Annotated in this window: 9 protein-coding genes; 6 read left to right on the forward strand and 3 right to left on the reverse strand. The window is 43.5% G+C overall.

Going from position 1 to position 14,256, the window contains the following annotated elements:
• Positions 1 to 323: 323 nt before the first annotated feature.
• Positions 324 to 4,067: a YadA-like family protein gene (locus tag CDG61_RS05415; RefSeq protein ID WP_087550676.1), complete on the forward strand. Its 3,744-nt coding sequence runs from the start codon at positions 324 to 326 to the stop codon at positions 4,065 to 4,067.
• Positions 4,068 to 4,419: 352 nt separating this feature from the next.
• Positions 4,420 to 5,580: a LuxR C-terminal-related transcriptional regulator gene (locus tag CDG61_RS05420; RefSeq protein ID WP_087550677.1), complete on the forward strand. Its 1,161-nt coding sequence runs from the start codon at positions 4,420 to 4,422 to the stop codon at positions 5,578 to 5,580.
• Positions 5,581 to 5,593: 13 nt separating this feature from the next.
• Here the strand turns inward: CDG61_RS05420 and CDG61_RS05425 are convergent, their stop codons facing one another.
• Together CDG61_RS05425 and CDG61_RS05430 are read right to left on the reverse strand one after the other, a co-directional pair.
• The gene (locus CDG61_RS05425) at positions 5,594 to 5,968 is read right to left on the reverse strand and encodes a diacylglycerol kinase (RefSeq protein WP_087550678.1); all 375 of its coding nucleotides are present in this window, start codon (positions 5,966 to 5,968) and stop codon (positions 5,594 to 5,596) included.
• 116 nt (positions 5,969 to 6,084) lie between these two features.
• A complete protein-coding gene (locus tag CDG61_RS05430; RefSeq protein WP_087550679.1) occupies positions 6,085 to 7,221 on the reverse strand; it encodes a glycerophosphodiester phosphodiesterase in 1,137 nt (378 codons plus the stop codon).
• A gap of 294 nt (positions 7,222 to 7,515) precedes the next feature.
• Here CDG61_RS05430 and CDG61_RS05435 point away from each other — a divergent pair, with 294 nt between their 5' ends.
• From CDG61_RS05435 to CDG61_RS05450, 4 genes are all read left to right on the forward strand, one after another.
• Positions 7,516 to 10,620: a multidrug efflux RND transporter permease subunit gene (locus CDG61_RS05435; protein WP_087550680.1), complete on the forward strand. Its 3,105-nt coding sequence runs from the start codon at positions 7,516 to 7,518 to the stop codon at positions 10,618 to 10,620.
• Positions 10,621 to 10,867: 247 nt separating this feature from the next.
• Positions 10,868 to 12,217: a magnesium transporter gene (mgtE, locus tag CDG61_RS05440; protein WP_087550681.1), complete on the forward strand. Its 1,350-nt coding sequence runs from the start codon at positions 10,868 to 10,870 to the stop codon at positions 12,215 to 12,217.
• 72 nt (positions 12,218 to 12,289) lie between these two features.
• Positions 12,290 to 12,877, forward strand: a complete 588-nt coding sequence (locus tag CDG61_RS05445; RefSeq protein ID WP_087550682.1) for a DUF4112 domain-containing protein — start codon at positions 12,290 to 12,292, stop codon at positions 12,875 to 12,877.
• A gap of 76 nt (positions 12,878 to 12,953) precedes the next feature.
• Positions 12,954 to 13,295 carry a hypothetical protein gene (locus tag CDG61_RS05450; protein WP_087550861.1) on the forward strand — a complete coding sequence of 114 codons (342 nt, stop codon included), beginning with the start codon at positions 12,954 to 12,956 and terminating at the stop codon, positions 13,293 to 13,295.
• Between the two features lie 49 nt (positions 13,296 to 13,344).
• Here CDG61_RS05450 and htpX read toward each other — a convergent pair whose 3' ends face one another.
• Positions 13,345 to 14,250 carry a protease HtpX gene (htpX, locus tag CDG61_RS05455; RefSeq protein WP_087513236.1) on the reverse strand — a complete coding sequence of 302 codons (906 nt, stop codon included), beginning with the start codon at positions 14,248 to 14,250 and terminating at the stop codon, positions 13,345 to 13,347.
• Positions 14,251 to 14,256 lie beyond the last annotated feature (6 nt).

The raw sequence follows: 14,256 nt of genomic DNA on the forward strand, positions 1-14,256 counted from the left end.
GTGTCTGTGATGGAATGATAATGTGCTGATCTGATCTGCATTTACTCATTCTCTTACTCACATTTATTTCCGATGAAAAAGGTCGCTCAATGAGCGGCCTTTTTTATTGAACTGATACTGTGTAAGTCGGTGTGCGAAGTATTTTATTTAAAATTTTCATGTATTTAAATTTTATAAGTGGTCAAGGTTTTTACCAGATATTTTAGTTATTCTAATGAATAGTTAAAAACAATCCCTAAATTGTGGGATGGAATTGGCGTTTTTGAAAAATTATAGTTCAGGAGATTTAAAAACAATAAGTAAATAACATTAAGGATTCTAAAATGAACAAAAAATATTCGTCACTGGCTCTGGCAATATGCACAATTATGCAGGCAGGAGCAGTAAAAGCCGCAATAACTGATGATGTCGATGCACCGAATTATATAACCACACCAAACCTGACTGTAAATGGTAACGCCAATATAAATGGAGATTCCAATGTCAGTGGAAACTCGACTGTGAATGGAAAGCTGACCACCAATGAACTTCATGTGAATGGTGCTGTTACAGGTTTATCACAGCTTAATGGTGGGCTGACTGTGAATGATGCAGCAGGTACATATAACCTGATGTCCATACAGGATCAGGGAAATGGTGAAGGCGTTCTGTATCTTAATGGTGACAGTTATACATCGGGAGATTCTACAGTCCAGGGAAATTCAACCGTCAGTGGAAAGCTGACCACCAATGAACTTCATGTGAATGGTGCTGTTACAGGTTTATCACAGCTTAATGGTGGTCTGAATATTAATGATGCAGCAGGTACATATAACCTGATGTCCATACAGGATCAGGGAAATGGTGAAGGGTATTTGCAGCTTACTGGCGATAGTTATACATCGGGAGATTCTACAGTCCAGGGAAATTCAACCGTTAATGGAAAGCTGACAGCCAGTGAGCTTCAGGTAAACGGCACGATTACAGGGCTTTCATATTTAAATGGTGGGCTGACTGTTAATGATGCAGTGGGAACAACTAACCTTTTTTCCATTTCAGATCAGGGAAATGGTAAAGGTGCATTATATCTCAATGGTAATAGTCATACGGTGGGAGATTCATTAGTCCAGGGAGATTCAACCGTTAATGGAAAACTGACAGCGAATGAACTGCAGGTAAACGGCACGATTACAGGTCTGACTCATTTAAATGGGGGGCTGAATATTAATGATGCAGCGGGAACTGCTCAACTGTTTTCCATACAGGATCAGGGAAGTGGTGAAGGGTATTTACAGCTGAATGGTGACAGTGTAACTACTGGTGATTCCACAGTTCATGGAAAACTGACAGCGAATGAACTGCAGGTAAATGGCACAATTACAGGTCTGACTCATTTAAATGGGGGGTTGAATATTAATGATGCAACAGGCGCCAATAATTTGTTTCTGATACAGGATCAGGGCAATGGTAAGGGGTATTTTCAGCTGAATGGTGACAGTGTTACTACGGGTAATGCATGGATTCATGGTGATACTTCAGTGGGTGGAAAACTGACCACCGGTGATCTTCAGGTGAATGGTACAGTTACTGGGATTTCACAGCTGAATGGTGGTCTGAATATTTATGATGCAACAGGAACAACTCAACTGTTTTCCATACAGAACCAGGGAAATGGTAAAGCTTATTTTTCGGTTAATGGTGACAGTGTTACTACGGGTAATGCATCTATTTATGGTGATACCACAGTGGGTGGAAAACTGACCACTACGGATCTTCAGGTGAATGGAACACTGACAGGTTTAAATCAGATTGTCAGCGCAGATATTAAGACTCAGGCGTTTGCAGTCAATGATCCGGCAGGGGCGGTTTTATTCAGTGCTCAAAATGCTGGAAATGGGCAAGGTTTGTTTAACTTCAACGGGCTGAGTAATTTTAATGGTAATTTGTCTGTGAGTGGGAAAGTGACGGTTCAGGATCTGGAAGTTCTGGGACTGTTGCAGTTAAAAAATATTGATGCTCAGAATACTCAGATCAGTAATGTAGCCGCTGCAAATCAGGGGCATCAGGCTGTCAATTTAACACAGATGAATGACACGGCTGCACAGACACTGACAGATGCAAAAGCGTTCACTACATCAACAGCTACAACATTAAGATCGGAAGCTGCAACAGAAACGACCCGTGTCAATAAAGCCATAGCAGATGGCGATGCTGCGACCCTTGCATCAGCCAATAAAACCACAGCAGATACAGCAGCAGCCATCCGTACAGAAGCTGCAACAGAAACGACCCGTGTCAATAAAGCCATCGCAGATGGCGATGCTGCAACACTGGCATCAGCCAATAAAACCACAGCAGATACAGCAGCAGCCATTCGATCAGAAGCTGCAACAGAAACGACCCGTGTCAATAAAGCCATCGCAGATGGAGATGCTGCAACACTGACATCAGCTAATAAAACCACAGCAGATACAGCAGCAGCCATCCGATCAGAAGCTGCAACAGAAACGACCCGTGTCAATAAAGCCATAGCAGATGGAGATGCTGCAACCCTTGCATCAGCCAACAAAACCACAGCAGATACAGCAACAGCGATCCGAGCAGAAGCTGCAACAGAAACGACCCGTGTCAATAAAGCCATAGCAGATGGAGATGCTGCAACCCTTGCATCAGCCAATAAAACCACAGCAGATACAGCAGCTGCGATCCGAGCAGAAGCTGCAACAGAAACAACCCGTGTCAATAAAGCCATAGCAGATGGAGATGCTGCAACATTGGCATCAGCCAACAAAACCACAGCAGATACAGCAGCAGCCATCCGATCAGAAGCTGCAACAGAAACGACACGTGTCAATAAAGCAATTTCTGATGGTGATAAAGCGACCCTGGCATCAGCCAATAAAACCACAGCAGACACTGCAACAGCCATCCGTGCAGAAATTGCATCAGAAACAACGAAAGTCAATCAGGCAATTTCAGACGGAGATAAAGCAACACTTGCATCTGCAAACAAGACTACAGCAGACACCGCAGCAGTGATCCGTACAGAAGCCGCAACAGAAACGACCCGTGTCAACAAAGCAGTTTCAGATGGAGATAAAGCAACACTGGCTGCGGCAAATAAAACTACGGCAGATACTGCAACAGCGCTGAAAGCAGATGCCGCAAAAGAAACAGCCAGAGTCAACAAAGCTATTACAGACAGTGAGCAGTCAGCAATTGCAGCTGCCAGACAGCATACAGATCAGACGGGTGCATCCATTATTGCTCAGGCAAAGGCTTATACAGATGCCAATGCAAATGGTTCGGTCAACGTTCAGATCAATGCTGCAGATAAAACTGCCAAAGCAACAGCACAGGGCGCAGATTCACTTGCAATTGGAGTTAACACTTTAGCAGGTGGAGATGAAGCCATTGCAATCGGTAAAAATGCACAGGCTTTAGGAAGGCAGTCCATCAGCATTGGAACAGGAAACATTGTTAAAGGAAATAACTCAGGTGCATTTGGTGATCCAAACAATGTCACAGGAAATGCAAGTTATGCTTTTGGTAATAATAATACCATCAGTCAGGACAATACTTTTGTGATGGGAAATAACGTCAATACAAAAGCAAAAAATGCAGTTGTCCTGGGCAATGGCTCGGCAAGTGACCGTGATAACACCGTTTCAGTGGGTGCAAGTGGCAGTGAAAGACAGGTGATCAATGTCGCAGCGGGTACTGCCAGTACAGATGCGGTCAATGTGAAGCAGATGAAAGATGCCGATGCAAATACTTTGGCATCAGCAAGATCGTATGCAGATTCACGGGTTGTACAGTTAAACAATAAACTGAATGATATCGAAAAAACAGCATACAGAGGTGTTGCTATCGCCATGGCTTCTCAGCAGCCAGTGCCAAATATTAAAGCAGGGCAGTATGCTGTGTTTGGTGGCATTGGACATTATGAGGGAGAGTCGGCAGGTGCTTTAGGTGTAGCCAGTGTTTTTGCTGATGGACAGACTTCAATCAGTGGTGCGTTCAGTGTTGCAGGTGGTGGTGAAGTGGGTGGTCGAGTTGGTGTTTCCTACGTTTTTGGTGGTAAATAAAGCCTGAATCGACTGAATGATCATGTACCAGAGCAGACTGAATGAATTATTTTGGTCTGCTTTTTATAAAAAAATATTTAAATAAAGGTTTATATAATAATAAATAAAGATTTTTTTAAGGCAATTAAAATTTTTATTTCCATTGTTTTTAAATAATTTTAAAACAAAAATTAAAAAATATATAATTTAAATTATTGTAATTAAATGTATTTTTATAATAAATTTAAAATAAAAAATTATAAATATAACTATTGTTATATGAAATATAAATGAATATATATAATGATTTTGACAAGGCATTTAAAATAATATTATTGTGTGAATAATATTAAAATTGTGTGATTCAGTTAACATGAATGCTGCAAGTGAAAATGAAATTATTGGCTTGATTTATGATGCATCAATGAATGCTGCGGTATGGCAGCAGGTCATTGATCGTATTGTTGAGCATACTCAGAGCAAAGCTGCCATTTTGACCGCAGTTGATCAGATGTATTCAGATTATGATTTTGTTTACAGCAACAACCTTCCTGCTGAAAGTATTCTTGCCTATCAGGATGAGCGCATCAGTGTGATTGATATGCGGCTTCATGCGCAGAAACTGCTTGATGTTGGGGTGGGAGAGCCTGAGCAGTTCAATCTGATGCATTATGCAGAGATGCCAGGTACAGATGAATATCTGTTTTATGAACGTTGTATGCGGCCTTCAGGAATTGGGCAGTTTTGTGCTGTATTGCTGGAACATGGTCATTCGCGGTGGTCAGTGCTCGGTGTACATCGTGCAAAGGATGCTCCTGCTTTTGAACGGCAGAATGTAGAATTTATTCAGCGGATTTCCAAACATTTGCGCCGTGGTCTTCAGATTCATCGTCAGCTGAGTATCGTTAAGCAGCAGAATCACAGTTTACAGAAGCTCCTTGATCATATGAGAACAGGTGTCATGTTGCTGGATGAACAGCGCAGTCTGACTTATTCAAATCAGTGTGCTCAGAATATTCTGCAAAAATACAACCTTCTGTCACTGGATCGGTTTAATCGACTGATCGTACCTAAACATCAGCAGGAAAAGTTTGATCAACTGGTGAATGGAATCTTTATAAATCCGGTTAAGGCAGGCAGAGAAGTTGGAGGAGTCATGGCGATTTCTGATGGCGTGGAGCGATCTTTAATGATCAGTGTTCTTCCATTTAATGATTCACAGAATCTGACAGATACCGTTATGGATACCTCAGAGAAACATGCTGCTATCTTTTTTACTGAAGTGGATCGCTGTTATTCACTTGAAAAAGCATATTTAAAACAGATGTTTGGTCTGGCTAAGCGCGAAATGGAACTGTGTGAATACCTGGTTAATGGTTATAGCATAGAAGAAATTGCAGATACAGCAAAAATTACTTTGAGTACGGTCAGAACGTATATGAAGTATATATATGCGAAAACAGGCTGTAGTTCTCAGACGCAACTGATTCATTTACTGATGGGCACGACAACCAATTTTGAACATATTCATTAATTTTTAAATGCTGTTATTTTAACAGAATGATCAACCATGTAAAAAATATAATGGCCTGAGCCACAAACTGAGCAGCACTGCCCATATCTTTTGCATTTTTAGAAAGTGGGTGGCGTTCCAGGGAAACACGGTCAACCACAGCTTCCAGTGCAGAGTTGAACAGTTCCACGATGATTGCAAGTAAACAGACACCAATCATCAAAGCCTGTTCAACTGATGTGACATCAATAAAAAAAGTGATTGGAATCAATATAATATTGAGCCAGACAATCTGACGGAAAGCGGCTTCATTCTGATAGGCTGCTTTGAAACCTGCCAGGGAATAACCTGTTGCATTCAGAATACGTTTAAAACCCGTAGTGCCTTTGTAGGGAGAATAGTCGCTCATAAGCCAGAAAAGTAAAAGTTTAGAATACTGTCGTATTTTAAACTTAATTGAGGCTTAAATTTAGTTTATTTTTCAATGTTTTTAGACATATTTAAAGATGAAAAGCTGTATCTGGCTCACTGAGCATTTTTCTGAAAATTATTCAGTGCCTTACGTCCCAGTCCTGGATCATCGGTAAAGACCCCATCCACACCTGCTTTAAAATACATCTCAAACTCTTTAATGGCTCCTGCTTCACAGTGTTTTGATGCATCTGCCAGAGCTGTACTGCACTTCAGATCCGGTGCAAGAAAGTTATTTTCAGGACGGAAAGTATAAGGATGTACTTTTAAACCGGCTGCATGAGCATCTTTGACAAAATCAGACGGTGCGGTATAGGTTGCGTTAAAAATATAGGATTTTGCAGGTCCTGCACCATCTGCATATTTTGCAATGTCTTTGAGCCCCTGAGCAGTTGCCATTTCTCCATAGGTCAGGGGAGTACCATTCAGCACAAAGTCGGCAGGGCGTAACAGTTTGCTGTCAAACAGCTGAATAATTCTGGCATTTTTAATGGACTTATGCAGGGCAAGCTGGTCTTTCAGATATTTCAGATTGGAGACTTCAAAGGACTGAAGGTACACGGGAGCAATATCACGGGTATAGGCATGCTGTGCCAGTGTTTTTAACAATGGATCTTCCAGCCCCAGTTTCTTTTGCTGAAAATAACTGGGATGTTTTGTTTCAATATATAAGCCAACAATTTTGCCTGTTTTTTTATAGTGAGCTTCTGCCAGATCAATAATCTGATCAAGTGTCGGGATGCTGAACTGGTCATTGTATCTGACATTGCCAGGGCGGAGCTCAGGAATCCGTTCACGGGCTTTAATCTGATTCAGCTCGCTGAGCGTGAAGTCTTCAGTAAACCAGCCAGTGAGTGGTACGCCATCAATGGATTTTGTCTGCTTCCGGTCAGCAAACTGAGACAGCGTACTGACATTGCTGGTTCCACCAATTTCATTTTCATGTCGTGCAACCAGGTAACCATCTTTGGTGGAGACCAGGTCCGGTTCAATGAAGTCTGCACCATCATCAATCGCCTGCTGATAGGCTGCCAGGGTGTGTTCTGGACGTAGGGCACTGGCACCACGATGCCCAATGATCAGCAGTTCAGATTTCTGACCAGGGGTGGTGACCTTTACACTGTTGTCATCATCATTGCAGCCTGACAGACAGACCAGACTGAATACAGTTAAAGCAATTCTTTTTTTCATGATTATTGTGCTGTCCATAAAATGTTTTCAGGAAGTTTGGTGTTGATTCCTGAGTCAGTTTTATGTGAGCAGACTGCATTTAGATGACAATTCGCAAAAAGACACAAAGCGTTACTGTTCAACGTCACGCTGTTTCTTCATATTCTCTTCATAATCTGAATATATTTCTGTGATTATGTAAGTGATTCTTATTATTTTTAACTTTAGTCACTGAATCTTCTTAAAAATTTGTTAAGCTTTCCTGGATAGAGCTGATCTGATTTTTCTCCAGAACCTTATACTGCGACGGGACATATGCTGTCTAAATTTTTTATCCAACGACCCATTTTTGCAGGTGTTCTGGCGATTATCGTCATGGCACTCGGTATCTTTGCTGTACTGAATTTACCTGTAGAGCGTTATCCAGATATTGCTCCTCCCCGGATTACGGTTTCCACGACTTATACGGGTGCAGATGCAGCTACGGTCGAAGAAAGTGTCACGCAGGTGCTGGAACAGCAGATTAAAGGAATTGATCACCTGCTGTATTTCAGTTCCAGCAGTGATTCATCAGGGCGTGCCCGTATCAGCCTGAGCTTTGAAAATGGAACAGATCCGGACACCGCTCAGGTTCAGGTCCAGAACAGTATTAATGGTGTCATGAACCGTTTGCCGGATGATGTACAGCGTCAGGGTGTGACGGTGAATAAATCGCTCGGTGATACTTTTATGGTGGTGGGTCTGTATGACCGGACAGGTAAAAGTAACAATATTGAGCTGGGGGATTATCTTGCTGATCATATAGAGCAGGAGATTTCACGGATTGAAGGCGTGGGCGAGGTGGATGTTTTTGGTTCACAGTATGCGATGCGTATCTGGCTGAATCCGAATCTGTTACGCCAGTATCAGTTGATGCCTTCAGATGTCCGGGCAGCCATTGAAGCTCAGAATACTCAGGTGGCAGCAGGGGGAGTCGGTGATTTACCCGTCGTGCAGGATCAGTATCTCAATGCCAAAGTGACAGCAGGTTCACGCTTAAAAACAGTCGAAGAATTTCAGAATATTATTATTAAGTCTTCAACAGATGGACAGTACGTTTATTTAAAAGATGTGGCTCGGGTTGAACTCGGTGCAGAAAATTATCAGACATTCAACACCATCAACGGTTATCCATCTTCAGGTATGGGAATTTCACTGTCGTCGGGTGCCAATGCACTGGCAACTTCCGCTCAGATTAAAGCTGAACTGACCCGAATTTCAGAGAAACTGCCGCAAGGTTATAAAATTGTTTATCCACGAGACAATACTCCCTTTGTTCAGGAATCCATCAAGGAGGTCGTAAAGACCCTGTTTGAAGCAATCCTGCTGGTGGTTATTGTCATGTTTGTTTTTCTGCAAAGCTGGCGAGCAACCTTAATTCCTGCCATTACTGTACCCATTGTCATACTGGGAACATTTGCAGTGCTGTTCGCTTTAGGCATGAGTATCAATACACTGACGCTGTTTGCTTTGGTGCTGGCAATCGGTCTGCTGGTGGATGATGCGATTGTAGTGGTGGAAAATGTTGAACGGCTGATGCATGAGCAGCAGATGACTGCAAAGCAGGCTTCGATTGCTTCCATGCAGGAAATGACAGGTGCGCTGATTGGTATTACCGTGGTTTTGACTGCAGTTTTTATTCCAATGGCTTTTTTTACAGGGTCAACCGGAGTGATTTACCGTCAGTTTTCCATCACGCTGGTAACAACCATGAGCCTGTCTTTAATGGTGGCACTGGTGCTGACACCTGCTCTGTGTGCTTTGATTCTGAAACCCGATCCTAAACCTGCTAGATGGGCAGTATGGTTCAATCAGCAACTTGAATGTCTGAAACAGCGTTATCTGACGCTTATACAGAAAACCTTGCAGTTAAAATGGGTGATCCTGGTGCTGTTTGCAGGATTGATTGCTGTTTTTGCACTGTTCTACAGAGGCTTACCAACCAGTTTTATTCCAAGTGAAGATCAGGGTGTGCTGAGTGTGCAGTTCAGGCTGGCTGAAGGTGCTCCTATGTCCAGCAGCCGGATAGTGGGTGAAGACATCCGCAAATATTTTCTGGAACAGGAAAAGCAGAATGTTGAAATTGTACTGATCCGTTATGGACGAAATTTCTCTGGAACAGGGCAGAACTTAGGCACAGGATTTGTTGCACTGAAACACTGGGATGAGCGTCCGGACAGTCAGAATTCTGCTCAGGCAATCCGTGAACGGGCTGTAAAATATTTCAGACAGAACCGTAATGCCACCATTACCGTCATGCTGCCTTCTTCGGTCAGTGGTCTGGGTGACAGTAACAGTTTGGAGTTCTGGATTCAGGATATTAATGGACAGGGGCGTCAGTTTCTGGATCAGCAGTTCAATGCATTACAGAAACAGTCTGCACAGTTTAAAAGTTTTGAAAACCTGGACAAAAAATCCAATCCGGACAAAGCGAAACTGAAAATTCATGTCAATCAGAAACAGGCGATGGCCAACGGTTTGAATCAGGCGGCAATCAACAGTACGCTGTCTGCGGCATGGGGCGGAAATTACGTCAATGACTTCATTGACCGTGGTCGGATCAAAAGGGTGATGATGCAGGGGGATGCAGAATTTCGCTCAAAACCGGAGGATTTACAGTACTGGACTGTACGTAACAGTACAGGTCAGATGATTCCGTTCAGTAATTTTGCCACGATAGACTGGGAAGGTGGACCGGATGTTGTTAACCGTTTTCAGGGCTATTCTGCTTTGCAGATGGAAGCTGATACTGCAAAACATACCAGTTCAGGGACTGCCATGAAGGATATCCAGAATATGGTTGCCACGCACGAGGGCATAGATGTCGCCTGGAGTGGGCTGTCCTATCAGGAACAGAAATCCAGCAGTCAGGCAATCTGGCTGTATCTGATATCCGTTGGATTTATTTTCCTGTGTCTGGCGGCACTGTATGAAAGCTGGTCCATTCCAACAGCAGTGATTGCCTCAATTCCACTGGGGATTGGCGGTAATATCCTGTTCAGTCATGTGGCTGGATTTCCAAATGACATTTATTTCCAGATTGCATTGCTGACCACGATTGGACTGTCCTGTAAAAATGCCATATTAATTGTGGAGTTTGCTGCAATGGCTCAGGAGCAGGGCAAAACTGCTCTGCAGGCTGCAGTTGAAGGTGCGGGATTACGTTTACGCCCAATTCTGATGACTTCACTGGCATTTGGTGCAGGCGTTATTCCTTTGGTCATTGCATCTGGGGCGGGTGCTGCAAGCCGTCAGGAAATTGGGGTCAGTGTGCTGGGTGGGGTGATTTTTGGTACCGTACTGGTCCTGATTTTTATTCCGTTTATGTATGTACTGGTTCGGACGGTGTTTAAAGCTGGACGGGCAACAGATCATGACTGATCTGTCTGAACGCTGAGTAAAGTTTTGTAGTTCAGGTTGAGTAACCGGTCTGATCTTTGTAGTATTGCCACGCCGTATGAACGGTAAACAGAGGATTCCATCAGCAAATGGACAGTCATAGTCGTAATTTTAGTTATTTAACTGATTTTTCAAACATAAATTCCATAAAGACAACCGTCAAAGAATTCTCTGTATAACCATTATCACAGTGTTCTTATGATTGGTTGATCAAAAATAAGGACACATGATGAGCTACAACAACTTCATATTTCTATTAAATGATGCATTGGAACATCAGCACATTCAGCGGGCACTGGATGCTGTTAAAACATTTAAAGCTGCAGACCTTGCAGATGTACTGACACAACTGCCACAGCAAAGCGGATTGCTGCTGCTTCAGCATTTGCCTGATCGGGCTTATATTTTCAGTTATTTAAAACCTGTGGAACAGGCTCGGTTTATGGCGGTGCTTGATCATAAACTGCTTGTGTCCCTGTTTGAAGACATGCCTTCAGACCGCCGTGTCGATGTTTTTAAACGGCTGAATACCGAACAGCAGAATACCCTGTTACCTGTACTGGCTCAGGCAGAACGCGAAGATATCCGTAAACTGGCTGCCTATAAAGAAGGGACAGCTGGCGCAATCATGAGCTCTGAATACGCTACGCTGAAACCTGGTATGACCGTGATGGAAGCAATCAGAATGTTGCGGGAAGAAGCACCCGATACTGAAACCATTTACTTTGCTTATGTGCTGGATGATTTACGCAGACTGCTGGGCGTACTGTCCTTAAAGGAACTGATCCTGGGGCGGGAAGATCAGAACATCAATGAACTGATGACCACAGATATTCTTCAGGCAAAGGTCAGTGATGATCAGGATGATGTGGCAAAACTGATTGCCCGTTACGATCTGCTTGCACTGCCTGTGGTTGATGATGCAGGCATTATGCTCGGAATTGTGACCTATGATGATGCAATGGATGTTGCAAGTGATGAAGCAACAGAAGACTTTTTAAAATCAGGGGCAATTCAGGCAAATGATAAACTGAGTCTGAAAACTGCACCTGTGTTTCAGCTGTATCAGAAACGGGTTTACTGGCTGGTGATTCTGGTTTTTGGCAGTCTGCTGTCAGGGATCGGGATTGCTCACTTTGAAGATATTATTGCGGCGCACATCGTACTGGTGTTTTTTCTGCCCTTACTGGTGGGCAGTGGCGGTAACGCCGGCTCTCAGTCTGCAACCCTGATGGTCAGAGCACTGGCCACAGGTGATGTTCAGTTTAAAGACTGGTTCTATTTACTGGGCAGAGAAAGCCTGGTTGCACTGTGCTTAGGTGGCACAATGGCATTTGCAGTCTCGGTACTCGGTTATATCCGTGGTGATGAAATGGTCGCCCTGGTTCTGGCTTTAAGTATGATGGGAATCGTTATGCTGGGTTGTCTGATTGGGATGAGTTTGCCTTTTGTACTGAATAAAATCGGGCTTGATCCTGCCAGTGCATCTGCACCTCTGGTCACTTCCATCTGTGATGCAACAGGCGTACTCGTCTATCTCTTTATTGCTTCCCAGATTCTTTCAGGTGTTTCTGTCTGAATTATTTTTTTTATACAGATATTTATTGAATTTTCAGTAAAATTAACCGGAAATATGCAGAGAAATAAAAGAATGCCAGAGCCTTTACAGCAAAAAAAATTATCTACCCAGGAAGTGATCAGGCTTGAACGGGATCTTGCAAAATTTGCCAATATGATGGACTCCGTAGTCCGTATTCCATTTACTAAACAGGGAGTAGGGGCAGATGCAGCACTCAGTACGATACCCGTTGCCGGTGATGTCGCAGGTTTTGCCCTGACCTGTTATGCCGTGTTCAAGGCAAAGCAGATCGGTGTGCCACAGGCGAAACTGAATGGTGTGATGAAACTGGCGGCAATGGATGCTGTGGTTGGGTTTATTCCCTTTGTTGGAACCATATTTGATATTTTTATCCGCCCAAGCCGCAAAGCACTGGATGTTGTTCATGAACATATCCGGACTGAATATCAGATTCAAAGCGAAGATCATGTTGTTCATCCATTTCTGCATGAAAAACTGGAACAGAAACAGCAGAATTCTGCCTTCTGGCGCAATCCCGTGGTTGCATGGTGCTGGCTCCATATCCCGGATCTGCTGGGGCTGATTGTACTGGTGTGTATAGTTGCGGCTGCATGGTTTGGAATTTCGATGTTATGGGAATGGTATCAGGGACTGAAATAAATTGAACGGACTTTGTACTGAAACAGTCAGACAGTCATGGAAGGCATCTCCAAAAATTAAAAAAACAGGGAAGAAAATGATTACAGCAAATTTACCGGCAATAGATTTTGAGCAGACACAGCGTTTTTATGAACACCTGGGGTTTGAATGTGACTATCGTTCAGATGAATGGATGATTATGAACCGCGATGGTATGTTGCTTGAGTTTTTCCATCATCCAGAGCTTGACCCGAAACAGTCATGGCACAGTGCCTGTATCCGTGTGGAAAATATGGAACATTATTTTCAGGAATGGAAAACTGTGGCGTGGCAGAATTTTTCAGGTGCAGCCATTACAGAGATTGAACATCTGGATGAAATCAGCCTGTTCTGTATTATTGATATGAATGGCAGTCTTTTGCGCTGTATTCAGCAATAAAAAAAGCCTCAGTCTGAGGCTTTTTTATTATTTCAAACAACTTAATAACTTAAGGGCAGTTCAGTTGCTGCAGAGCCGCAACACGCTGCTCAATTGTAGGGTGGGTCTGGAAAAGAGCAGCCAGGCTGAAACCCTGTTCCTTACCTTCCGCAATTGCAAAGGCTTTCATTTCTTTAGGCATCTGATCAGGCATTTCTGATTCTGCCTGTAAACGCAATAATGCAGAAATCATGGCCTGTTTACCTGCCAGACGTGCACCTGCCTCATCTGCGCGGTATTCACGGTAGCGTGAGAACCACATCACAATTGCTGACGCCAGAATACCGAATACGATATCAAGGACAATGGTAATACCGAAATAAGCCAGTCCTGGTGCTTCACCATCTTCACGACCAAATACGTTACGGTCAATAAAGTCACCGACTACACGGGCAAAGAACATTACAAAGGCGTTGACCACACCCTGGACCAGGGCAAGTGTCACCATATCACCGTTTGCAACGTGCCCGATTTCGTGGGCAAGTACTGCACGCAGTTCATCTTTGTTCATGCGTTCAAGCAGTCCTGTGGAAACGGCAACCAGTGCATCGTTTTTATTCCACCCAGTTGCAAAGGCATTGGACTGATATGAAGGGAAAATACCGACTTCAGGCATATTGATACCTGAACGTTGCGCCAGCTGGGCAACTTCCTGCACGAGCCATGCTTCTGCCTGGTTGCGTGGAGCATTCGGGTCAATGAGTTCAGTGCCAGTTGATTTTTTCGCCATCCATTTAGACATGAACAGGGAAATTAAAGAGCCAACCATACCAAAAACAAAACAGATGACTAACAGGTTGCCCAGATTCAGACCACCAGCGCCATGATAACTACCGACACCGAAGAGCGACAGAATAATGCCAGCTACAACCAGTACCGCGAGGTTGGTTAGCAAAAACAAACCAATCCGCATCATTGAGAA

The organism is Acinetobacter sp. WCHAc010052, assembly GCF_002165295.2.
Taxonomy (GTDB): Bacteria; Pseudomonadota; Gammaproteobacteria; order Pseudomonadales; family Moraxellaceae; genus Acinetobacter; species Acinetobacter chinensis.

Coding starts and splice junctions, on each gene's coding strand:
- CDG61_RS05415 (WP_087550676.1), top strand. CDS start 324: ATGAACAAAAAATATTCGTCACTGGCTCTGGCAATATGCACAATTATG.
- CDG61_RS05420 (WP_087550677.1), top strand. CDS start 4,420: ATGAATGCTGCAAGTGAAAATGAAATTATTGGCTTGATTTATGATGCA.
- CDG61_RS05425 (WP_087550678.1), bottom strand. CDS start 5,968: ATGAGCGACTATTCTCCCTACAAAGGCACTACGGGTTTTAAACGTATT.
- CDG61_RS05430 (WP_087550679.1), bottom strand. CDS start 7,221: ATGAAAAAAAGAATTGCTTTAACTGTATTCAGTCTGGTCTGTCTGTCA.
- CDG61_RS05435 (WP_087550680.1), top strand. CDS start 7,516: ATGCTGTCTAAATTTTTTATCCAACGACCCATTTTTGCAGGTGTTCTG.
- mgtE (WP_087550681.1), top strand. CDS start 10,868: ATGAGCTACAACAACTTCATATTTCTATTAAATGATGCATTGGAACAT.
- CDG61_RS05445 (WP_087550682.1), top strand. CDS start 12,290: ATGCCAGAGCCTTTACAGCAAAAAAAATTATCTACCCAGGAAGTGATC.
- CDG61_RS05450 (WP_087550861.1), top strand. CDS start 12,954: ATGATTACAGCAAATTTACCGGCAATAGATTTTGAGCAGACACAGCGT.
- htpX (WP_087513236.1), bottom strand. CDS start 14,250: ATGATGCGGATTGGTTTGTTTTTGCTAACCAACCTCGCGGTACTGGTT.